The 20,797-nt window shown below is 63.5% G+C and carries 19 protein-coding genes; 6 read left to right on the top strand and 13 right to left on the bottom strand.

Annotation, left to right across the window (positions count from 1 at the left end):
* Positions 1-17 precede the first annotated feature (17 nt).
* Positions 18-854: a DUF1194 domain-containing protein gene (locus tag EJ072_RS33955; protein WP_189343158.1), complete on the bottom strand. Its 837-nt coding sequence runs from the start codon at positions 852-854 to the stop codon at positions 18-20.
* A 1-nt stretch (position 855) separates the two neighbouring features.
* Entirely contained in the window at positions 856-1,908 is a 1,053-nt protein-coding gene (locus tag EJ072_RS33950) for a DMT family transporter (protein WP_281061011.1), read from the bottom strand.
* A gap of 163 nt (positions 1,909-2,071) precedes the next feature.
* Between EJ072_RS33950 and EJ072_RS33945 the strand changes: the two genes are divergently transcribed.
* Positions 2,072-4,042 (top strand): BTAD domain-containing putative transcriptional regulator, encoded by a 1,971-nt coding sequence (locus tag EJ072_RS33945; RefSeq protein ID WP_126083147.1) that lies wholly within the window; start codon positions 2,072-2,074, stop codon positions 4,040-4,042.
* A 147-nt stretch (positions 4,043-4,189) separates the two neighbouring features.
* Here the strand turns inward: EJ072_RS33945 and EJ072_RS33940 are convergent, their stop codons facing one another.
* From EJ072_RS33940 to EJ072_RS33925, 4 genes are all read right to left on the bottom strand, one after another.
* A complete protein-coding gene (locus EJ072_RS33940) occupies positions 4,190-5,215 on the bottom strand; it encodes a DMT family transporter (protein WP_126083146.1) in 1,026 nt (341 codons plus the stop codon).
* A gap of 631 nt (positions 5,216-5,846) precedes the next feature.
* The gene (locus tag EJ072_RS33935; protein WP_189342586.1) at positions 5,847-6,656 is read right to left on the bottom strand and encodes an endonuclease/exonuclease/phosphatase family protein; all 810 of its coding nucleotides are present in this window, start codon (positions 6,654-6,656) and stop codon (positions 5,847-5,849) included.
* Positions 6,657-6,680: 24 nt separating this feature from the next.
* Positions 6,681-8,141, bottom strand: a complete 1,461-nt coding sequence (locus EJ072_RS33930) for a phospholipase D-like domain-containing protein (protein WP_126083145.1) — start codon at positions 8,139-8,141, stop codon at positions 6,681-6,683.
* A gap of 62 nt (positions 8,142-8,203) precedes the next feature.
* Complete coding sequence (locus EJ072_RS33925) at positions 8,204-9,031, bottom strand: oxidoreductase (RefSeq protein WP_126083144.1); 828 nt, start codon at positions 9,029-9,031, stop codon at positions 8,204-8,206.
* Between the two features lie 74 nt (positions 9,032-9,105).
* On the opposite strand from EJ072_RS33925, the gene EJ072_RS33920 reads away from it, so the two are divergent.
* Entirely contained in the window at positions 9,106-10,038 is a 933-nt protein-coding gene (locus EJ072_RS33920; protein ID WP_126083143.1) for an AraC family transcriptional regulator, read from the top strand.
* A gap of 31 nt (positions 10,039-10,069) precedes the next feature.
* On the opposite strand, the gene EJ072_RS33915 is transcribed toward EJ072_RS33920, so the two are convergent.
* The 3 genes from EJ072_RS33915 to EJ072_RS33905 all read right to left on the bottom strand — a co-directional run bounded on the left by EJ072_RS33915 (position 10,070) and on the right by EJ072_RS33905 (position 11,890).
* Positions 10,070-10,717: a class I SAM-dependent methyltransferase gene (locus EJ072_RS33915; RefSeq protein ID WP_126083142.1), complete on the bottom strand. Its 648-nt coding sequence runs from the start codon at positions 10,715-10,717 to the stop codon at positions 10,070-10,072.
* A gap of 77 nt (positions 10,718-10,794) precedes the next feature.
* Positions 10,795-11,037, bottom strand: a complete 243-nt coding sequence (locus EJ072_RS33910; protein ID WP_126083141.1) for a hypothetical protein — start codon at positions 11,035-11,037, stop codon at positions 10,795-10,797.
* 103 nt (positions 11,038-11,140) lie between these two features.
* Positions 11,141-11,890, bottom strand: a complete 750-nt coding sequence (locus EJ072_RS33905; protein WP_126083140.1) for a DUF899 family protein — start codon at positions 11,888-11,890, stop codon at positions 11,141-11,143.
* Between the two features lie 120 nt (positions 11,891-12,010).
* Between EJ072_RS33905 and EJ072_RS33900 the strand changes: the two genes are divergently transcribed.
* Together EJ072_RS33900 and EJ072_RS33895 are read left to right on the top strand one after the other, a co-directional pair.
* Positions 12,011-13,231 (top strand): helix-turn-helix domain-containing protein, encoded by a 1,221-nt coding sequence (locus EJ072_RS33900; RefSeq protein WP_126083139.1) that lies wholly within the window; start codon positions 12,011-12,013, stop codon positions 13,229-13,231.
* A gap of 31 nt (positions 13,232-13,262) precedes the next feature.
* Positions 13,263-13,901 carry a DUF5074 domain-containing protein gene (locus EJ072_RS33895; RefSeq protein ID WP_126083138.1) on the top strand — a complete coding sequence of 213 codons (639 nt, stop codon included), beginning with the start codon at positions 13,263-13,265 and terminating at the stop codon, positions 13,899-13,901.
* Between the two features lie 24 nt (positions 13,902-13,925).
* Here EJ072_RS33895 and EJ072_RS33890 read toward each other — a convergent pair whose 3' ends face one another.
* The 3 genes from EJ072_RS33890 to EJ072_RS33880 all read right to left on the bottom strand — a co-directional run bounded on the left by EJ072_RS33890 (position 13,926) and on the right by EJ072_RS33880 (position 18,108).
* Positions 13,926-15,014 (bottom strand): acyltransferase family protein, encoded by a 1,089-nt coding sequence (locus EJ072_RS33890; RefSeq protein ID WP_126083137.1) that lies wholly within the window; start codon positions 15,012-15,014, stop codon positions 13,926-13,928.
* 119 nt (positions 15,015-15,133) lie between these two features.
* Positions 15,134-16,375: an MFS transporter gene (locus EJ072_RS33885; RefSeq protein WP_126083136.1), complete on the bottom strand. Its 1,242-nt coding sequence runs from the start codon at positions 16,373-16,375 to the stop codon at positions 15,134-15,136.
* On the bottom strand, positions 16,372-18,108 hold the full coding sequence (locus EJ072_RS33880; RefSeq protein ID WP_245467095.1) for a winged helix-turn-helix domain-containing protein: 1,737 nt from the start codon (positions 18,106-18,108) through the stop codon (positions 16,372-16,374). Before EJ072_RS33880 ends, EJ072_RS33885 begins: the two co-directional genes overlap by 4 nt.
* On the opposite strand from EJ072_RS33880, the gene EJ072_RS33875 reads away from it, so the two are divergent.
* Positions 18,096-18,848 (top strand): phytochelatin synthase family protein, encoded by a 753-nt coding sequence (locus EJ072_RS33875; RefSeq protein ID WP_348639272.1) that lies wholly within the window; start codon positions 18,096-18,098, stop codon positions 18,846-18,848. The genes EJ072_RS33880 and EJ072_RS33875 overlap by 13 nt on opposite strands.
* Before the next feature lie 132 nt (positions 18,849-18,980).
* Here the strand turns inward: EJ072_RS33875 and efp are convergent, their stop codons facing one another.
* On the bottom strand, positions 18,981-19,550 hold the full coding sequence (gene efp / locus EJ072_RS33870) for an elongation factor P (protein ID WP_042646394.1): 570 nt from the start codon (positions 19,548-19,550) through the stop codon (positions 18,981-18,983).
* Positions 19,551-19,679: 129 nt separating this feature from the next.
* Here efp and epmA point away from each other — a divergent pair, with 129 nt between their 5' ends.
* Complete coding sequence (epmA, locus tag EJ072_RS33865; protein WP_126083134.1) at positions 19,680-20,723, top strand: EF-P lysine aminoacylase EpmA; 1,044 nt, start codon at positions 19,680-19,682, stop codon at positions 20,721-20,723.
* Positions 20,724-20,797: the final 74 nt, after the last annotated feature.

Here is a 20,797-nt window from a genome sequence, read left to right as displayed (position 1 = left end):
CTCATCGAGGCGCAGTCCTACCGAGGATCGGCTATTGGCGCGGACAGAGCCTGTGCCTCCATCGGCGGAACATACGTGTCGATGTTCATGCTCACTTCCGTCACCAGCTTGCGGCGAAGAGCCGTGACATAATCGTGCGGTTGCTTCGGTGACATCACGAAGGCTTGTGAACCGCCGATGACAGATTGGGCAAAGTAGGAGGCCAGCGGCTGGCGGGGGTCCTCGTCATCCGCCGGTATGGCGATCGCGTTGATCGTGTAGCCCTTGGCGATCGCGTTCTCCCGGCTCGGCTGGACGGGCAGCCCGTCATTGTTCTCGCCATTGGAAGAGATGTCGATCACCTTCTTCATGGCGGTCCCGGGGAACTCGTCGAGCAGAAGGCCTCCGACATCGATTGCCGTTGAAACCGAAGTTCCACCCCTGCCTCGCCGCATATGGCCGGTGTCGCCTGTATTGCTGATCACCGACGCGGCGGCCTTAGCATCGTCCAGTCCGCAGATGCGCGTCCATGGCAGCACGGTGCGCGAGCGACCGGGGCTCGACCATTCGAAATAGGCCACGCCGATGCAACCGATATAGTTCTGCGAGATGGCGCGGATGATTTCCGGCGAGGTGAGCGCTTCGGCATGGCCCTCACGCTGCAGGTCGGCAATCTTCGGATCAATCGAAGAGGAGAAGTCCACCGCGAAGACGACGGCGACGTCAACCTGCATCGACGGCGGATCTATGTTGGTTGCGTCTGCGGCAGGTCCCCAAAGGACCGCGGCTGGCAGTGTCGCCAGCATCGCCAATGAAAGCGCACGCCTTGCCCCTTTGCCGTCGGAGCCCGGTGTCCTGTGAAGACCGTCCACCATCTTACCCTCCATCTCGATACAGGTCGTTTTCCATGCAACGCGGTCTCGGTCGTTGGGACCGGCGTGGGCCGTCGCCGGAAAGGTCAGCGGATTGTCTCCTTCCGACCTGCATTGACGACGATGAGCGTCGCCTGACCGGCCAGGCGCCTGCTGCCAATGCCGCGTCGGCTCTGCCCGGACTGGCTCGCAGGGACGCCGTCGACGTTCGGTTCGACATCGCGACCGACAGGATCGATCCGAGGATGATCGCCGCGCCGAGCGCGCCTGCCGCAGAAGAGCGCTCGCCAAGGAAGATCGCCGCGCCCAGGGCGCCGAACACGCTTTCCGCGCTGACGATCACCGCGGCGTGGCTGGCCGAAGTGAAACGCAGGGCGGCAGTCTGGATGCCGAAGGCGGCCGCGGTCGAGAAAACCCCGAGCACCACCAGTTCGGGACCGGCCTCGGAAGCCGCCGACAATGACAGATTGCCTTGCACCGCCCCGAGCGGCAGGGCTATCGCGGCGGCGGCAAGGAACTGCGCCGCGGCGGCCGTGAAGGGGCGCGCATAGGTATGCATGTGGCGCCCGAGCTCGACCGTCCACAGCGCATAGCAGCCCGCCGAGAGGAGGGCGGTGAGGTCGCCGGCGCCGAAACCGGTAATCCCGCCCGACAACAGCAGGCAGCCCATCACCGTGGATCCGGCGGCGGCGACGAGACCTGCCTTCGGACGTTCACCCATGAGCAGCCAGGCGGCCAGCGGCGTGATCACCGTTGCCGTGCTTACGAAGAAGCTTGCATTGGTGACGCTGGCGCCGAGATAGCAGAGCTGTTGCAGCATGATGGAGATGGCAAACAGCACGACCACCCGGGCCACGCTGGAGGAATGTGCGGAATCGGCCGGCGCTCGCCTTTCCGTCAGGACAAAGGGCAGCACCAGCAGCCCGCCGATCAAGCAGCGCAGCCCGACTGCGCTCAGTGCGTCGAGATGATCGAGCACCGTCTTTTGCGCCACGTTTCCGAAGCCCCAAAGCGCGGCCGCAAACAGAAGCAGCAGATTGGCCGTGACCTTCGACATTCGCCGCACCCCTGGGCCGGAACCACGCTGCTGGTTGAGTTACCGTTAATTCAGCAGCGTCTAAATGAAGTGCGTCACGGTAACGCTTGGGTGGCGTCGCGCTGGAGCTTGCGAGGCGTTAGTTTTGAGTTAGAATTTCAATAGGCTGGGGAGCCGTTGAGCAATGCAAAATGCGGAAAGCCGTGCTGCAAGTCGGATTTTGCTTTTCGGCGGTTTCCAGCTTGAAAAGGAGGCTGGCGGCACAATTTGGCTCACCGGTAAGCGCGGCCCCGCAATTCTTGCATATCTGGCTCGCTGTCCGGGCATGGCGGCGCCGCGCGAGCGGCTGGCCGATTATCTATGGACCGACAGCGACAGTGGACACTCGCGCAACAGCCTGCGGCAAACGCTCAGCGTCCTGCGCCGGGATCTGGCGCGACACGGCTTGGATATCATCTATTCCCACAAGGACCTGATCGGTCTGAGGCCGGAAGCGGTGCGGGTCGATGTCGACGAGTTTGAAACCGGCCTGTCGGCCCGTTCGGCCTCGGAACTCCAGGCTGCGTTGACTCTCTACAGTGGACCGTTTCTCGACGGCTTTCATGTCGGCACCAACGTTTTCGACGATTGGGCGGCGTCCGAACGCGAAAGGCTGCAGAGCCGCGCGCTTCAGTCGCTGGAAAAGCTCGCCCGTCTCGTGGACGCCGAAAGCGGCTTGGCTGTTGCTGATCGAATGGTGTCCATGGAGCCGACGCGGGAGGAATCCTATCGGCTGAAGATGGAACTGCTGCTTGCATGCGGTCAGCGCGACAAGGCGTTGCGGACCTTCGAGACTTGCAGAAGCGTCTTGAGGAAGGAGTTCGGTGTCGACGTCAGCGCGGAGACGCGAGCGCTCTGGCAATCGCTGCTTTCCTCCACCGAGCCATCATCAAACCTTCAGACGGCCAATGGAGCTATCGCCGGTCAGCGCTCGGGACGCCCATCCATCGTCGTGGCCGACATCGTCAATCTGACAGGACAGCGTGGTGACGACTTCTTCGCCAAGGGTCTCGTTCACGATATCACCACGGCGCTTTCAGAGGTGGCCGACTATATCGTGCTTTCGGCCCTCGAGAAAAACGGCGAGGAACCGAGGGCGCCGGCTGGCGTGCGGGCGCGCTATACGCTCAAGGGCAGCATCCAGAGGTCCGGACACGAGCTCAGGGTGAACATCCAGCTTGTCGACGCCGCTGATGGACGCAATGTCTGGGCGCAGAAATTCGACGACCACTCGGAGAACGCGCTCGCTTTCCAGGACAGGATCGCGCAGTCGGTCGTGCTGGCAGTCAGCCTTGAGCTTCAATTGACCAACTGGAAGGTTCGCGACAAGAGCCCGCCTGGTCCTCCAGAAGTGCGCCGGCTGGTGAACGAAGCCCTGATGAAATACTTCGAGATGACGCGGGACTCGCTCCTGGTCTCGAAGGATCTCGCCGAAAAGGCTCTTTTGCTGGCGCCCGACAACGTTCGCGCGAAACGGACGCTGTCCATCGCGACGACCATGGGTGTTGCGTTCGGTGCTCTGCCTCGCGAGCAGGAGCATATCGACCGTGCGATCGAGCTTGCCGAAGACTCGGTAAGAGCCGTACCCGATGACGAAATTGCCCGCTGCATCCTGTCATTCGCCTACGAATGCGATGGCCGGATCGACGAGGCGATCGTGCAATGCCAGCACGCAATCAGTCTCAACCCGAGCTATCCCAGCAGCCACGGCGATATTGCGATGCTCTTCGCCTTGCGCGGACAGGTCGGCGAGGCGGTCCGCGCGGCAAACGAGGCGATCCGCCTTGGAGCGCATGACGTCATCGACTTCTGGCGCCACCACGGCATGGTCATGGCGTTGTTCGCGGGCGGAGACGACCGGCGGGCGCTCGAGGTCGCCCGCAAGGTAGTCAGGACAAAGCCGGGATTCCTGCGCGGCGCGCTTTTTTGGGCGGCAACTGCCGCGGCGACGGGAAATGATGAAGAAGCGTCACGGGCCATCCACCACTGCCTGTCACAACTCCCGCATCTCAACCTCGGCAATGTCGCTCCCGGGTTCATGCCGCGCTATTTGAGGGACGGCCACCACTCGCGGTTTCTTGAAATGCTTTCGAAAGCCGGCCTCCCCGCTTCCTAATGCCTGTCGCCCAAACGTGCGCAGCGGTTTTGGGCGTACGACATGCATCAAACAAAGACTTAAAACGCCTCGCCTGGATCCGGTTCAGCGCGACGCGATTTAGAGCAATTCCGGGCGGAAGACCCGTCACATTTTTTCAGGAATTGCTCAGGTTCTTTGCTTGTCCAGCCAAAGTGCCACCATTGCCGTCAGCAACATGAAACACCCGAGTGCCTGCCAAGCCGTGAGAGTTTCGTCCAGGAACAGGAATGCCAGTCCGGCGGCAACCGCAGGCTCGATCATCGATGCGACGAGTCCAGTCACCGCGGAGCGGCACCGCGCCATGCCCGCGCAGTAGCAGACATAGGCGAGAGCTGTCGGCCCTAAACCGAGATAGATCAGAACCGAGATGCTTCGCCAGTCCCCCATGGCCGCGCCGAAATGCGTGAGACCGCCTGGAGCGACTATCATGGCCACGGGTGCGAGAACCAGCGATGCGATGATCAGGCCAAGGCCCGAAACAAGGTTCGGCGAATAGGCAACGGAAAGCGAGCGAGCGGCATTGGTCATCACGACGAAGGCCGCAGATGCCAGCAGCGACAGAGCAAGGCCCAATAGAAGGTCGAGCGGTTGTTCCGATGCCGTATCGACACTTACGAAAGTGACGAGGCCTGCGATCGAGATCGCAAGGGGAAGCACGACCTGCCGCGATATGGGTTCGCCAAGCTTCCTCAGTGACCAGAAGACGGCGATGACCGGTGGCAAGCAAACCGTCAGAAAGACCGTTATCGTCACTCCCAGCAGCGTGAAGCTGCGGAACAGGCAGACCTGGAAGGTGGCGCAGGAAATGCCGAACAGGAGAAATCCCGAAAAGCTGCCCGCGCTGGCCTTAACCCTGCGGGTGCCGCCTGTTACCCGCGCCACCAGGAGTATGGCGGGCCCGGCAATAGCCGTGCGGACGAATCCGTAGACCTCGTCCGGCATTGCGATTTCATGCGGGACAAACCTGCTTGCGACACCCACGGTCGCCCAGAGTGTGGCGGCGCACATCACCAGCGCCAGCCCCCAGAGGTGATCAGGCGAGAAACCGATCATGTAGGGCTGGCCGATCTTCCGGCATTTTTCGATCGTCTCCAGGTATCGCCTGCCGTCTTCGCCCAGGACTTCGGTGGCAACTCTTTCATTGCTTTGCATCGGCCGTTGATCCCCTTGTCTTGTCCTGGCGAATCGGAGTCGATTTTTTGGTGGGTTGGCTCCGAGCGGCACGACAAGCCTCGCCGAAGATCCCGCGATGTCCTTAGTGAAAGAGGCGTCAGCCGAGCGCTTGGGAAAGGCCGGCGAGCGTCTCGTCGATCGTTAGGATCGCGTCAGGGTTCCGTCAGGAGAGGTGGTGCGCAAGGATGGTCTCCGCCCACAGCGGCGCAAACGGCAGGTCGCAGGCAGTGATCCGGCTGCACGACACCGGCACCCCGACGGTCCAGAACGGCGGCGCGGTCAGCAGTATTGATGGCTATGTTGGTATCAGTCCCGACACAAATGGCACTGTGACGGTGGACAGCACGGGGTCCGGCGCGCTGAACATCGGCGCCGCCTCGCCCTTGCCGGCGGCTCCCCCTTCACGATCGCCGGCGCGCCCATCGCACGCGATGCGGCGGTGGTGGAAGCCGGCCTCGACTTGAACTTGACGCCGGCCGCGACCCTCGGTGTCTCCTATGGCGTCCAGTTCGGCTCGGGTCTCTCCGACCAGTCCGTGCGGGGCGGACTTCAACTGGAAGTTCTGAGACGAAGCTTCGCCGTATACCGGCTGACCGTCGTCGGCGGCAATCTACAGATGCACGAAAGCCGTCAGCGGCAGATGGTCGGAGGCGACGCGCGACAGCGGCGTGTCATGCGCCTCGACGCCTGAAACCAAACCGTGCCGATTGCCCATGATGCGGTCGAGCGCCAGCACCGGCAGGCCCGACGGGAAGGTCGGCACCGCCGGCGGCGTCGGCCCGAAGGTCGTGTGCAGTGTGTTCAGCGCCGAGCGGTTGCCGAGCCGCCATTCGTTGAGGTCGCCGAGCAGCAGCGTCGGCCTTTCATCGGCGCTGCTCATGATGTCGAGCACGACCCGGGCCTGTTCGGAGCGCGAGCGGCGCAAAAGGCCGAGATGGGCGGCGATCACGCGCAGCGACCGTTTCTCGTCAAGATCGATCTCGGCGACCAGCGCGCCGCGCGGCTCCAGTCCCGGCAGCTTGAGTTGGTGGACGTCGCGTACGGTGCCGCGTTTGAACAGGAGCACATTGCCGCGCCAGCCATGCCCCTTGCCGTTGCCCGAGACCGGCACCGGCACGAGTCCCGTCTCCAGTTCCAGGCGAGCGAGATCGAGCAGCCCGGCCCTGTCGCCGAAGCGATTGTCGGCTTCTTGCAGGGCGATCACATCGGGGCTGATCTCGCGGATGACGCGGGCCGTCCTGTCAGGGTCGAACCTGCGGTCCGTGCCGATGCATTTGTGGACGTTGTAGGAGGCGACGACAATTTCAGTGTCGTTGACTCGCTTGCGCGGCGTCGCCTTCGCCTTGCGCGCGTTCCTGGCGCGGATCGACAGGAGCACGGTCCCCGGCAGGCTGCGTCCCTTGATGTCGTCTATCTCCATGATCCTGCTGCTCGATTTCCTGCTCTAAAGATAGGGCGATCCCAGCCACAGCAAACGGTCGAAGACGCGGACTACGAATGGTCTTGCATTCAGCGTCTGCAGCGTCACCGGCTGGGCGGTCGAGATGGCGGCCGCGATGCGGGCGTCGATCTCGGCGGCGAAGTTTTTGTCCAGGACTTCCATGTCGATCTCGAAATTCAGCCTCAGCGAGCGCGCGTCCAGATTGGAGGAGCCGACATAGGCCCACACGCCGTCGATCGCCATCAGCTTGGAATGATCGAACGAGCCCTCGTGGCGCCAGACCCGGCAATAATGCTTCAGCACCTGGTCGAACTGCGCCGTCATCGCATGATCGACGAGGAAAAGATTGTTCACCGCCGGCACGACGATGTCGATTTCGACGCCGCGGCGGCCAGCCGTGGTCAGCGCGCTGATGAACTCCCGGTCCGGCAGGAAATAGGGCGACATGATGCGGATCGACTTGCGGGCGACCGAAAAAGCGCCCATCAAAAGCTTGAGGTTGGTTTCGTTGGAGGCGTCCGGCCCGGTCGCCACCGCGCGCACCAGCACCGGCTGCCCGGGCGGCGGCGCGGCGCGCTCGACCTGCCAGGGCCCGTCCTTCAGGGCCTCGTTGCCGGCAAAGCGCCAGTCCTCGGCCGCAACCGAGAACAGGTCGGCCACAACCGGCCCGGTGACCTCGAAATGCGTATCCCGCGAACTTTCGGAACCGGCGAATTCGGCGGAGAATCCCTTGCGGATGTTCATGCCTCCCGTGAACGCCACCGCGCCGTCGACGATCAGGATCTTCCTGTGCGTCCTCAGATTGGCATAGGGAAGCCTCAGGCCCATCACGATGTTGCCGTTGAAGAGGTCGACGATGACGTCGACCTCCCTGAGTTGTTTCAGGATGCTCGGCACCGAATAGCGCACGCCGACGGCGTCGATCAGCACGCGGACAGTGACGCCGCGCTTGACGGCGTTGCCGAGCGACTGGACGAAAAGCGCCCCGACCGCATCATTGTCGAAAATATAGGTTTCGAGCAGGACGCTTCTTTGCGCGGCATCAATTGCCCGGCACATCGCCGTATAGGCCTCGTCGCCGGTCTTGAGCACGGCGATGGTGTTTCCGGATGTCAGCGGACGCCGCGCCACCCTGTCGCCAAGCGTCTTCAACCCGGTGAAGCGCTGGCCGAATTCGGCGTTGATCAGGGCTTCGAGCGCGACGTCGCGGTCGTGCCTGGCGGCGGCCGCCTCGGGTGAAACCGGCCGCATCGCGCTGATCGTCGCGCGGCGGATGCGGTTGATGCCGGCAATGGCGTAGATGATCGCGCCGAGGAAAGGCGACAAAAGCATCACGCCCACCCAGCCGGTGGCGGCGCGCACGTCCTCCTTGGTCATGATGGCGTGCACGATGCCGACCGCCGCCATCGCCAGCGAGAGGATCAGGATTAGCGTCGACCAGTGACTCGCAATCGCGTCAAGCATTGACCCGACTATGGAGCGAGCCGGGGCGGAAAGGCAATGCGGCGGGTTATTCCCGCGCTCATTCAGCCATCGGTCGAGATGGTTACGGCCCTCCAGGCTTCGATCTCCTGCTGCAAGCGTTCGATACGCTCGGACACGAGCTTGAGGGCGTCGCTGCCAAGCAGAAGCTGCGGCGGCGGAGCTTCGGATTCCACCAAAGCCAATACGGCCGTTGCGAGCTTGTCCGGATCGCCAAGCTGCTTGCCGCTTTTCGTCAGCCGGGCTTCCCGGATCGGGTCGAACAGCGCGTCATAATCCGCGATAGACCTTTCGGTCCGGACCATGGAGCGCCCGGCCCAGTCCGTCCGGAATGAACCGGGGCAGACGGCCGTGACGCGAACGCCAAACGGGGCCATTTCCGAACGCATCACCTCCGATATGCCCTGGAGCGCGAACTTGCTGCCGCAATAGTAAGCAATGCCCGGCATCGTGATCATGCCGCCCATCGAGGTGACATTGACGATGAAGCCACGGCGTCGCTCGCGGAACTTCGGAAGAAAAGCCTTGGCGACCGCCACGGCTCCGAAGACGTTCACGTCGAACTGACGCCGCATCTCTTCGAGCGGCGACTCTTCAAGCACCCCTTCGTGGCCATAGCCGGCATTGTTGATCAGGACATCGACGGGCCCGTGCTCCTTCTCCGCCTGCGCGACGACGTCCGGCACGCGGTCGAACTCCGTGACATCGCACATGACCGTCCGCATCGCGGGCAGGGATCTGCCGAGTGCCGCGCGTGACGTCTCGAACCGTACGGTGCCAATGACCGTATGGCCTGTTTGGATTGCGGCGGAAGCGATGGCGAGGCCAAAGCCGGAATTGGCGCCGGTGATGAAGAAGGTCTTTTTCGCCATGGTCTGGGGTCCTTGTTGATGGAGTGCGCCTTGGCAAATAGTATGGTGCGGCGGTCACCTGGATTGCGGTTTCTATGAATTCCTTGCCAAATCCTATCGAAGCAGACCCTGGACGAAAACGGGAACTGGTCGAGCTTGCCGGAACTCTGGCCGAACGCATTGGATACAATGCCACCGCGATCGAGAGCGTACGGGTGCTTCGGACGGAGGCCGCGCTCCATGACGTCCCGGTGCTTTATGAACCGGGCGCGGTGTTCGTCCTGCAGGGAAGCAAGCGAGGCATCCTCGAACAGGAGGTCTACCTCTACGACGAAGAACACTATCTGGCGGTGTCGGTGCCGGTTCCGTTTCGGATGGAGTCAACGGCCAGTCCCGATCGCCCGCTGCTTGCCGTTTATGTCGCGTTCGACATGCGGCTGGCGGCCGAGATTGCCGCGCTGCTGGAGACGCATTCCGCAATGGGAAGCGACAGGCCGCAAAGCCTCACATCGAGCAGGATGGAGGCCGATATTGAGGATGTGCTGCTGCGCCTCTTGAAGGCGCTTCGCAGTCCTGCTGAGACCGCCGTTCTTGGATCAAGCCTCCTGCGCGAGCTGCATTACCGGGTGCTGATCGGCCCGCAAGGCGGCGCAATGATCGCAGCCTTGCAGCAAAGGGGCAGGTCGGGAAGGATCGTGCGGAGCCTTGCATGGCTGCGGGAAAACTACAGCTGCGAAATCTCGGTCGCCGATCTGGCGAGAGAAGCAGGCATGAGCGTGCCTTCCTACCACGTCCATTTCAGGGAGATGACCGGAAGCAGCCCGATGCAGTACGTGAAAGCCATGCGGCTGCACGAGGCAAGACTGATGATCGCGCGCAAGGGCACGATCGCTCAGGCCGCGGCTTCGGTCGGCTATGCGAGCGCGGCTCAGTTCAGCCGCGACTTCAAGCGGCATTTTGGGCGCACGGCTTCTGAAGAGATGAACTGGGTCCGTCGTCATCTGGGCGAGCTTGCCTGGGCCGAGTAGTTCGCCATTGGCGCTCAGCCGGCTCCTGGACCTATGGCTTCCTGAAGAAGCCCGACAGAATATTCGGTCCCGCTTCTCCGGGCCGCAGCCTGATCCCGTCCTCGAAACAGTTCAGGGTCATGCAGTCGAAGCCGTTATGGGCGAGCAGCGCCACCAGCGAGTCGCGGTCGAAGTGGTGCAGGTGCTCGTTGGGGAGGCGCATGCGCCAGGTTCGGAACCACGCGTCGCCGTCGGCGCCGAGCTCACGCCAGCGGCAATAAGGGACAGCGACGGCCAGATGCCGGGTCTTAAGGCGGGCTAGGAAACTGAGATCAGGGATGTGCTCGAGCACGTCGAACATGGCGACGAGATCCCACGAGCCGGCGAGCGCCTCCTCCCAATCGACAAAGCGGACACCTTGGGGCAGCGGAAACTCGGCGATGTCGCAGCCGGCGCAATCGGCGACGCCTGTTATCTTCGCGGCTTCGATGAATGTGCCGGTGCCGTATCCGATTTCGAGCACCGAGCGCGGAATTTCGCCGGTGATCCCCAGCACCCAGCCAAGCCGCTGATAGCCGAGCTTGATGGTCCGGTCGCTCAAGTCCTCGTAGTACGAGATGTATTTCTTGTCGTACTTGATCGGCGTGAAGTCGATCTGGTGGATCACGCCGAATTCGTCCGCCTCATAGTTATCCAGCATTCAGACGCCGCCTCCGCATCCGAATTATCTACATGGCAGAGCTAAACGCAACGTAACGGGAACGCTGAGCGCTTGCGTCAAATCCCATTGGTGCGCCTCGCCATCAGCCGCAGCCAAGGCGTCAGATGGAAGCCCGCCATCAACAGATACATCGGCGCCATACCGCTCAGCACCGAGGCGGCCGACATGCACATCGTGTCGTGGTCGCCATAGGCAGCCGTCAGCAGCGCCATCATGGCGAAGGTTGGCGCCGCGGCGAGGCAGAGCCAGTCGGCGAGGCCGAAGCCGCTCAGGCGAGGGGCGGGGTTGTCGATGCTCATAATATCCACCTTCTGAAGCGGTCAGGTTTGCAGGGGTCAGAGAGACAAGGCTTGGCGAGATCGGCTCCGGCGACGTGTGGCCGCCGCCGGAGTCGCTTCGCGCTCAGGCGCTCTTGTTGCGGAACGCCGCTTCACCGGCATCCGAGACCTCGACCCATCTCTGGTCTGGGGCGGCGCCTGCTTCGTAATTGTCGTGCCAGTTCCACCATTTATAGGTCTGGGTCTGCGGATAGCCCTCGGGCGAATCCTCCCACACCTCCTGACGGCCGAGCGGCGTGACGTCGAGATAGCTCCACACGGTGCCGAAGGCTTCGTCGCCGCGGTTGTTGACGAAATAGGTGCGGAAGATGCGCTTGCCGTCATGGATGAAGACGTTGTGGCCGTGCCATTGGTCGACGCCGAAATCCTTATCCCAGCTGTCGGTGATGGTGTACCAGGGCATTTTCCAGTCCATCTGTTGCTTCAACCGCTGGATGTCGGCCTGCGGCGCGCGCGAGGCATAGGCAAGCGTGGTGTCGCGGGCGTTGAGATGGGCGAGGTTGCCGACCATGTCGGCGCCGAGCGAGCAGCCGCGACAGGCGTGTTCGGGCCAGCCAAAGACACCCGGCTCGAAGAAGGCGCGGTAGATCACGAGCTGGCGGCGGCCTTCGAAGAGGTCGAGCAGGCTCGCCTTGCCGTTCGGGCCGTCGAACACATAATCCTTGGTCACTTCCATCCACGGCATGCGGCGGCGTTCGGCGGCCAATGCGTCGCGGGCGCGGGTCATCGCCTTTTCCTTGACCAGCATTTCTTCATAGGCGCCTTCCCACGCTTCCTGCGAAACGACCGGCGGTGTCTTCATGTGTTGGGTCATTGCTCTTGTCCCGTTCTTGGGTTTGGTTGGGGGTGACAGGGACAGACATAGGCCGCATGGTTCGATGGTGAGAGTTACAAGTGTGACGCGATTTGATCCGGCGGGCCCTGAGGCGGCGGCATGGACTCGCTGATCAACGCCGCCGGGCGCGCGCTCGCCGCGGGCGATCCGCTCGGCGCCTTGAAGCGCGTCGCGCTGCGCGACGACGCGCCGGCGCTGGCGCTGCGCGGCATCGCGATGGCGCAGCTCGGCGATTTCGCCAAGGCAAAGGCGCTGCTGAAGGACGCGGCGAGGGCCTTCAGTTCGAGGGAGACCGTCGCCCGGGCGCGCTGCGTCGTCGCCGAGGCCGAGATTGCCCTGGTCTCACGCGACCTCGGCTGGCCGGAGAAGGCCCTGCGATCCGCGCGCGCCACGCTTGCCGCGCATGGCGACCGGCTGAACGCTGCCTATGCCGGCAGCCTCGAGGCGCGCCGCCTCATCCTGATCGGCCGGCTCGACGAGGCCGAGCGGCTGCTTTCGGATTTCGATCCGGCGCCGCTGCCGCCGGTTGCGCGCGTCGCGCATGAACTGGCCGCGGCCGGCGTCGCGGTCCGGCGCCTGAGGACGAAGGCCGCGCGCTCGGCGTTCGGCCGGGCATCGCTGGCCGCCTACGAAGCCAACATCCCGGCCTTGAAGGCCGAAGTCGAAGCGGCATCCCTGGTCTTGAACACGCCGGTCGGCAGGCTGATCGCGCGCGGCACAGAGAAAGATCTGCTGCTCGACGAGGTCGAGACGCTGCTGACCTCGGGCGCGCTGGTCATCGATGCCTGCCGCAACGTGGTGCGCGAGGCCGATGCGGTCGTCTCGCTGGCGACACGGCCGGTGTTGTTCGCGCTGGCGCGCACGCTTGCCGAGGCATGGCCGGCGGATGCCTCGCGTGAGTTGCTGTTGAGACGCGCCTTTCGGGCAAGGCACGCGGATGAATCTCATCGCGCGCGGCTGAGAGTCGAGATGGGGCGGCTGCGCGCGGAGCTCGCCGGCTTGGCCGAGATCAATGCGACCGCCGCCGGGTTTGCGCTGACGCCCCTCAATGCCGCCGACGTCGTCGTGCTGGCGCCGCCTGTCGAGGAGGAACACGGCGCGGTGCTTGCCTTCCTGACCGATGGCGAGGCCTGGTCGAGCTCCGCGCTGGCGATCGCGCTTGGCGCCAGCGCGCGCACCGTGCAGCGAGCGCTGGAAGAACTGTCGACGCAGAATAAGGTGCAGCCGGTCGGCCGCGGCCGGGCGCGCCGCTGGATGATGCCGCCGGTGACCGGATTCCCGACTGTGTTGTTACTCCCGGGGCCGCTGCCGACCGACTAGTCTGCGGCCATTGTTCGAATGGAGGCTGAAAATGAAACGAGCCGCTGCCGAGATCCTGCGCGAATACGGACCGTTCCCCGGCGTCGAGCGCGTCAATGGCGTCACCTATGACGGCCAAAATATCTGGTTCGCCAGTGGCGACAAGCTGAACGCGCTCGATCCCGACAGCGGCAAGATCGTGCGTACGATCGATGTCGCCTCGCATGCCGGGACTGCCTTCGATGGTGAGTATCTCTACCAGATTGCCGAGGATCGCATCCACAAGGTCGACCCGAAGATCGGCAAGGTCGTCGCCACCATTCCTGCCCCCGGCAATGGCGGCGATTCAGGCATGGCCTGGGCCGAGGGTTCGCTCTGGGTCGGCGAATACCGGGCGCATAAGATCCATCAGATCGATCCTGAAACAGGCAGAGTGATCCGCACGATCGAATCCAAGCGCGTCGTCACCGGCGTCACCTGGGTAGACGGCGAGCTCTGGCACGCCACCTGGGAGGGCGAGGAGGGCGACCTGGTGCGCGTCGATCCCGACACGGGCGACGTGCTGCAGGAGCTGGCGATGCCCTCCGGCGTGTCGGGGCTGGAATCGGACGGCGGCGGCTGCTTCTTCTGTGGCGGCGGCAGCAGCGGCAAGATCAAGGCCGCGAAGCGTCCGGGACACGGCGCCAAGTAACGGGCTGGCGAAAGGGCGGCGCGGTCAGGCCGCTTCGCGCGCCGGCCGCGTCATGGGCTTGCTGGAGGCTTTCGCGGCGTTCGGCCCGTCGACATGCGCCCAGGCCGGCCGCTCGAACAGGAAGGCGCCGAAGCCGATGCGCTTGACGATGAAATAGAGCACCACCGGGCTGATGACCGAGACAAGCAGCACAGCTAGGCTCAGCATGCCGGTGTCGGTCAGAAGGCCGCTCGCCAGCATGACACCGCGGAAGATCGACATCGGAATGGTGAAGGCGACATAGACGACCAGCGAATGCTCGCCGAGCCAGCGCAGCCACTCCATGGAAGCGAATTTCGACAGGAAGCCGCCGGCCACGCACAGCGCCACCGCGCCGGCCACGGCAAGCGCCAGATGCAGCGGCGGCCAGGCCGCCAGGCCCACCTGCATGCCGACCGGCTGCATGGCGTAGCCCGGCGAATAGACGAGCAGCCCGTTGACGAGCGCCCAGGCAAGCAGGCCCGCGACGGCGACCGCCGGCCGCGTCTGCGTCCATTCGACCAGCCGGAAGATCAGCGGCGCGAGCACGAAGCCGAGATAGAAGAACACGAAGTAGGCCGCGAACTGCTCGAGCGCGTAGCTGTCGGGCTTCGGCGCCCACATCTGCAGCGCGGCGGCAGCCAAGATGACGATCCAATGCGGCACTTTGAATTCGCGCAGAACGCGGATGACGATGCCGAAAACCGCCAGCATGTAGATGAACCACAAGACGCCATAGGGCTGGACGACGGCCATTGCGAGGTCGTGCAGCATGCCGGCGGGGTCGCGGCTGAAGATGCCGATCTTCAGTCCGATCGAGATGAGCGCCCACAGCACGTAGAAATAGAGATAGTGGACGACGCGGCGGTCGACATAACGCCGCCACGGCCGGTCGATCACCTGCGACAGGAACAGGCCCGAGATCAGGAAGAATTCCGGCATGCGGAAGGGCGTCGCGAAGCCGATGACATAATGCAGGAAGCCGACGCCGCCGGTGTATTCGCCGGTGTTGTAGGCCGAATACATCATCACCACCAGGATGATGGAAAGGCCTTTTGCCGTGTCCACCCACGGCATGCGGTTGGGGCTGCTCATGCGCGATCTCGAGGAAAATTCAACTGCCGCGATTGTAGCGGACCGACGAATGCCCCGCAGCAACAAGCTTACGATATCGTAAACGGAAACCTTGTTCGGGGCCCGCGTTAACCATCGCCTTACGGGGACCGCGCGGCGGCATGCGTCTCGCGCATCAAGACCGCCACGATCGCGCCCGACAGGAACGTCAATGCAGCAATGGCCGCAATCGCCGCGGCGAAGCCGAAGAAATCGGCGATCAGGCCGGCGGACAGCGCGCCGATCGCATAGCCGAGGTCGCGCCAGAAGCGGTAGACGCTGAGCGAGCGCGCCCGCCACGATGGATGCGAGGCGTCCGAAACGGCCGCGATCAGGCTTGGGTAGACCATCGCCGTGCCGAGACCGAGCAGCAGGCTCGCCAGCAGCCACCAGCCGAAATCGCGCGTCATGGCGGTCAAGAGAAGTCCCGCCGCCTGCACCCACATGCCGGCGACGATCAGGCCCTTGCGGCCCCACCGGTCGCTGAGCGGCCCGGTTGCGACCTGCAGGATGCCCCACACCGCCGGATAGACCGCTTTGAGGATGCCGATGCGCTCGACCCCCAGCCCGTTGGCGACGAAGAAGAGCGGGAACAGCCCCCAGCTCATGCCGTCATTCAGATTGTTCACCAGGCCGGCCTGGGAGGCGGCGAACAGGTTACGGTCCCCGAACGAGGTCAGCATGAAGATCTCACGGAAGCTGAGCGGCGAAGACTGTCTTGGGTGATTAGCCAGTTCCAGCTCCACATGCCCGCGTGTGTCGCGCACCAGCAGGATCGACAGCGCCGCACCCAGGATCGCGTAGACGACGCCGAGATAGATCGGCACTGGCCGCAGCCCGTAGCGGCTGGCGAGATAGCCGGTGAGGAAGGCGGTGATGCCGACGGCGAGATAGCCGGCGAACTCGTTGAGGCCGACGGCCAGTCCCCGCGATTTCGGCCCGACCAGATCGACCTTCATGATCACCGTCATCGACCAGGCGAGCCCTTGGTTGATGCCGAGCAGCGCGTTGGCGGCCACGATCCAGCCCCAGTTCGGAGCCCAGATGATGATGAAGGGCACCGGCAGGCCGAACAGCCAGCCGAGGACCAGCACGCGCTTGCGGCCCCATGTGTCGGCAAGCTGGCCGGAGACGAGGTTGGCGCAGGCCTTGACCACGCCGAAGCTGACGATGAAGGAGACGATAAGCGTGCTGGAAGCGACGCCGAATTCCTCCGCGCCGATCAGCGGCACGACGGTCCGCTCGATGCCCACCATCCCGCCAACGAAGGCGTTGATCAGCACCAGCAGCGAAAACTGCTTCCAGTTGGCCTTGAGGCCGAGCGCGACGGCGGTGGCGTTCACACTGGAAAACCGGCCTTTCTGAAGCCTGATGTGAAAAGCTCGAGAGCGACCGGGTCGGCGAACGGGAGACCTGAAATCAGCCGAACAGTCACGTCGTGTTTCCTCACCAGTGTTTCCTCGACTTCAGCGCGCGCCTTCTCCATCTCGCCCAAATGCGCGTAAGTCGCCGCGAGGAAGGCATGAGTGAAGAAATGGTCTCCGGCCTTCTGATACGAACCGACGGCTTCCGAGTACTTGCCAAGCAGGAAAAGGGAGCTGCCCTTCACCTCCCAAAACCATGTCGGAGGCAACGGGTCGCGCAGCAGCGCACTTTCGAGCACGTTGAGTGCCGTCTCGGCCCGACCGCCGTAATTGAGCCAGCTCGCGTAATCCCCTGCTATGTTCACGTCGAGCGGGTTCAACGAGCGTGCTCGCTCGAAATGCATTCCCGCATCGCTGTGCTGGCGCATATGCGTAAGCACCAGCCCCATGCTCTGGTGACACACGCCGTCACTCCTGTCGAGAGCGAGCGCCGCTCGTGCCGAGTCCCAGGCGTTCTGCAGCGTGCGGGGATCGTTGTCGTACCAAAATCTGCCAACGAGGGCCTGGGCGAGGAAGGCGTGGCCTTGAGCGAATGTCGCATCGAGCTCGACACACCGAACGAACAGCGGCTCGGACTTGTCCAGTTCATATCTATGGAAGAGCGCGCGCCCTTGCAGATAGTAGTCGTATGCATCCCAATCGGCTGGAGGCTTGCGCCTGGAGCGTCCTGCCGAGTCGGCCTCCGTTTGGCCTTCGACCATTGAGGCGATGAGCGCGGCAACCTCGTCTTGCAATGTGAAGATGTCGTTGAGGGCCCGGTCGTACCGTTGGGCCCACAGGTGGGTGCCGGTGGCGGCGTCAATCAATTGTGTGGTGATGCGAATGCGATCGCCGAGCTTTCGTATGCTGCCTTCGACGAGGTAGCGAACCCCGAGTTTGCGACGGACTTCAGCGATGTCCGGTGCCGGATGGCGAAACTGAAAAGACGAGTTGCGTGCGATGACGAGGAGGGAGCGAAATCTGGCCAGCTCCGTGATTATGTCCTCGGTTATGCCGTCACTGAGATATTGCTGGTCCTGATCGCCGCCCAAATTGGCAAAGGGCAGCACCGCAATCGACGGTTTGCCGGATGCCGGCATCGGTTTGGAGGGTGTGCTCGCCACCGGCTCAATCGTCCCGGTGAAGCGGTAGCCGACGCGAGGCACAGTGGCGATCCACTCGCCGCCGTTGTCAGCCGGACCAAGAACCTTTCTTAGTGTCGCGATCTGGACGGTAAGGTTGCCTTCCTCAACGGCGGTGCCCGGCCAGGCAGCGTCCATCAGCTCAGCCTTGGTCACGATTTCGCCGGGCCGTGCCGCAAGCGCGGCAAGCAACGTCAGCCCACGATGCCCAACGGCGATCGTGATGCGCTCTTTAAGGAGCGTCCCGGTGTCGGGATCGAGTACGAACGGACCAAAAGCGATGCGAGTCCCGTGCATGTGCACATAGTAGACGCTTGGAAAGTTTTCGGAAAAGGGTTTGAGAATGGCAAAACCGGTAACTGGGGCGTTCCGCGCGCCGCCTCGAGGACAGGATGCCGGAATGGAAAGCGGCCAGCCTGCCGGTGGCGGCGGCCGCCTGATGGTGCGGCTGGCTGATTGACCCGGGCGCGCCGGCAGATCAACGTGCGATGGCTTACAAAAGCTGATAGCATCCCTCGATGCTTTCTCCACGAGGCTTGAGGGTCACCATGTCTGCGCGTTTCTATTCGCTCCTGCTAACGTTTCTTCTGATTGCACCCAGCGCCTTCTCGGAGACGCTGAAGCTTCCGGACAATCTGACGGGGTTCAGTTCCCCTGCCGGAGAAGGCTTTCTTGCCGAGAGCATGGCGAAGGAAGCCTATTTCCCCCTCGCGAGCAACTTTCTCACGCAAAAGACGCAGGCCTATTGCGGCGTGGCCAGCATCGTCATGGTGTTGAACGCGCTCAACGTTCCGGCGCCTTCGGTGCCCGAATACGAACCTTACAAGACGTTCACGCAGGATAATGTCCTGAACGAGCGCACGGAAACCATTCTTCCTCGTCAGGTCCTCGACAAGCAGGGAATGACGCTCGACCAAATCGGGGCCATTCTTTCCACCCAGCCGATCAAGGCCGAGGTCCGCCATGCTTCGGATGCCAGCCTCGAGCAGTTCCGCATCCAGGCCAGTTCGTTCCTTGCCAAGCCCGGGCACTTCGTCATCGTCAACTATCTGCGCAAGGCGATGGGCCAGGAGAAAGGCGGGCATATATCGCCACTGGCCGCTTACGACGAGAAAGCGGACCGCTTCCTGATCCTCGATGTCGCCCGCTACAAATATCCGCCGGTATGGGTGACGACGGCCGACCTGTTCGGAGCGATGAGCACGGTCGACAGCGACAATGAGAACAAAACCCGCGGATATGTGCTGATATCGTCGCCTTCGGGACAGTAGTTCAGCCGAACTTCCAGCGGAGAACGCCCACAAAGGCCCGCGCCGGAGCCTGTGGGTCCTAATTTGCCTCGAAACCAAGAAGGCGGAGCGGTTCGCCGTTTCCGTGAAATGCTCCGCGTTGCCCGTGAGCCCTCAGTCCTTGGCGCGCTCGACGTATGACCCGTCTGCGGTCATCACCACGATGCGCGTGCCGGCGGAGATGTGCGGCGGCACGGCGGTGCGCACGCCGTTGGAGAGCACGGCCGGCTTATAGGAGGAAGACGCCGTCTGGCCCTTGGTGACCGGCTCGGTCTCGACCACCTCGAAGGTGGCGCGCTGGGGCAGCGTCAGCGAGATCGGCACGCCGTTGAACTGGGCGAGCTGAACGGCCATGCCTTCCTGCAGATAGGGCGCAAAGTCGCCGACCACGGCTTCCGAAGCCACGACCTGGTCGTAGCTTTCCGGGTTCATGAAGTGAAAGCCTTCGCCGTCGGAATAGAGGAAGGTGTGCTCGCGCTCCTCGACATAGGCGCGCTCGACCATTTCGGTCGTGCGGTAACGTTCCGAGACCTTCACCCCGTCGCCGATACGGCGCATGTCGAGCTGCGTCACCGGCGTGCCCTTGCCAGGGTGGATGTTTTCGGCAAAGAGGATGACATAGAGCTTGCCGTCCTTATCGACGACGTTGCCTTTGCGTAAGGAGCTGGCGATGACCTTGACCACGATATTCGATCCTGTTCGAGTTTTTCGGCCTGCAAGCGTCGATTTCCGCGAAGCGGCGACGGCGGCCATCGCGTGCGCCCTAGCGCATCTTGCGCCGAACCGCCAGTCTTCCGTGCGATTTTCCTGCCCATGACCGCCGCTTCGCCCTGGTGGATGCCTGATATCCATGCCGACCGCCGGCCCCGGCTGATGGCGCGCAACGCAATTGCCGCCGCGCTTCGCGGCTGGTTCTCGACACGCGATTTCATCGAGGTGACGACCTCGGCGCTGCAGGTTTCGCCGGGCAACGAGGCACACCTTTCCGCCTTCGCCACCGAGGCGTTCGGCCCCGACGCATCGCGCCACCCGCTCTATCTCCACACCTCGCCCGAATTCGCCTGCAAGAAGCTGCTCGCCGCCGGCGAGGAGCGCATCTTCAGCCTCGGCCCAGTCTGGCGCAACCGCGAGCGCGGGCCGCTGCATCATCCCGAATTCACCATGCTCGAATGGTACCGCATCGGCGAAACTTACGAGCGCCTGATGGACGACTGCGCCGAATTCCTGGCGCTCGCCGCGGAGAAGGCCGGCTCCAGGCGTTTCCGTTTTCGCGGACGTGAGGCCGACCCCTTCGCCGAGCCGGAGCTGCTGAGTGTGGCAGAGGCTTTCACTCGATATGCCGGCATCGATCTTCTGGCGACCGTCGGGGCTGACGGAAGCACGGATCGCGACGGACTTCATGCCGCGCTGGTCAAGGCTGGCCTGCGCACCGCGCCCGACGACAATTGGGCCGATCTGTTCAGCCGGGTGATGGTGGAGAAGATCGAACCGGCGCTGGGGCGGGGGCGGGCCACCATCCTTTACGGCTATCCGATTTCGGAAGCGGCACTTGCCCGCCCGAGCGCCGAGGATCCGCGCGTTGCCGAGCGCTTCGAGCTTTATTGCTGCGGCGTCGAGCTCGCCAACGCCTTCGGCGAGCTTACCGACCCGGCAGAGCAGCGCCGCCGCTTCCTCGCCGAGATGGACGAGAAGGAGCGCGTCTATGGCGAGCGCTATCCGCTGGACGAGGATTTCCTGGCGGCCTTGGCCATCATGCCGCAGGCAAGCGGCTCGGCGCTGGGCTTCGACCGGCTGGTGATGCTGGCGACGGGGGCAACGAGGATCGAGGACGTGATCTGGGCGCCGGTGGCCGGATAGCACGCCCTTTTCGACCCTGCGCATCCCACACTAACCACCGCGATTGCCTTGAGATTGCCGCATCCGCCATTGCA

The sequence above is a fragment of the Mesorhizobium sp. M2A.F.Ca.ET.046.03.2.1 genome (genome assembly GCF_003952425.1).
Classification (GTDB): Bacteria; Pseudomonadota; Alphaproteobacteria; order Rhizobiales; family Rhizobiaceae; genus Mesorhizobium.
This window is presented reverse-complemented; position numbering and strand designations above follow the sequence as displayed.

Coding starts and splice junctions, on each gene's coding strand:
- EJ072_RS33950 (WP_281061011.1), bottom strand. CDS start 1,908: ATGTCGAAGGTCACGGCCAATCTGCTGCTTCTGTTTGCGGCCGCGCTT.
- EJ072_RS33915 (WP_126083142.1), bottom strand. CDS start 10,717: ATGCTGGATAACTATGAGGCGGACGAATTCGGCGTGATCCACCAGATC.
- EJ072_RS33890 (WP_126083137.1), bottom strand. CDS start 15,014: ATGAGCAGCCCCAACCGCATGCCGTGGGTGGACACGGCAAAAGGCCTT.
- EJ072_RS33935 (WP_189342586.1), bottom strand. CDS start 6,656: ATGGAGATAGACGACATCAAGGGACGCAGCCTGCCGGGGACCGTGCTC.
- EJ072_RS33875 (WP_348639272.1), top strand. CDS start 18,096: ATGCTTTCTCCACGAGGCTTGAGGGTCACCATGTCTGCGCGTTTCTAT.
- EJ072_RS33900 (WP_126083139.1), top strand. CDS start 12,011: ATGGACTCGCTGATCAACGCCGCCGGGCGCGCGCTCGCCGCGGGCGAT.
- EJ072_RS33905 (WP_126083140.1), bottom strand. CDS start 11,890: ATGACCCAACACATGAAGACACCGCCGGTCGTTTCGCAGGAAGCGTGG.
- epmA (WP_126083134.1), top strand. CDS start 19,680: ATGACCGCCGCTTCGCCCTGGTGGATGCCTGATATCCATGCCGACCGC.
- EJ072_RS33955 (WP_189343158.1), bottom strand. CDS start 854: ATGGTGGACGGTCTTCACAGGACACCGGGCTCCGACGGCAAAGGGGCA.
- EJ072_RS33925 (WP_126083144.1), bottom strand. CDS start 9,031: ATGGCGAAAAAGACCTTCTTCATCACCGGCGCCAATTCCGGCTTTGGC.
- EJ072_RS33930 (WP_126083145.1), bottom strand. CDS start 8,141: ATGCTTGACGCGATTGCGAGTCACTGGTCGACGCTAATCCTGATCCTC.
- EJ072_RS33895 (WP_126083138.1), top strand. CDS start 13,263: ATGAAACGAGCCGCTGCCGAGATCCTGCGCGAATACGGACCGTTCCCC.
- EJ072_RS33910 (WP_126083141.1), bottom strand. CDS start 11,037: ATGAGCATCGACAACCCCGCCCCTCGCCTGAGCGGCTTCGGCCTCGCC.
- EJ072_RS33945 (WP_126083147.1), top strand. CDS start 2,072: ATGCAAAATGCGGAAAGCCGTGCTGCAAGTCGGATTTTGCTTTTCGGC.
- EJ072_RS33940 (WP_126083146.1), bottom strand. CDS start 5,215: ATGCAAAGCAATGAAAGAGTTGCCACCGAAGTCCTGGGCGAAGACGGC.
- EJ072_RS33920 (WP_126083143.1), top strand. CDS start 9,106: ATGAATTCCTTGCCAAATCCTATCGAAGCAGACCCTGGACGAAAACGG.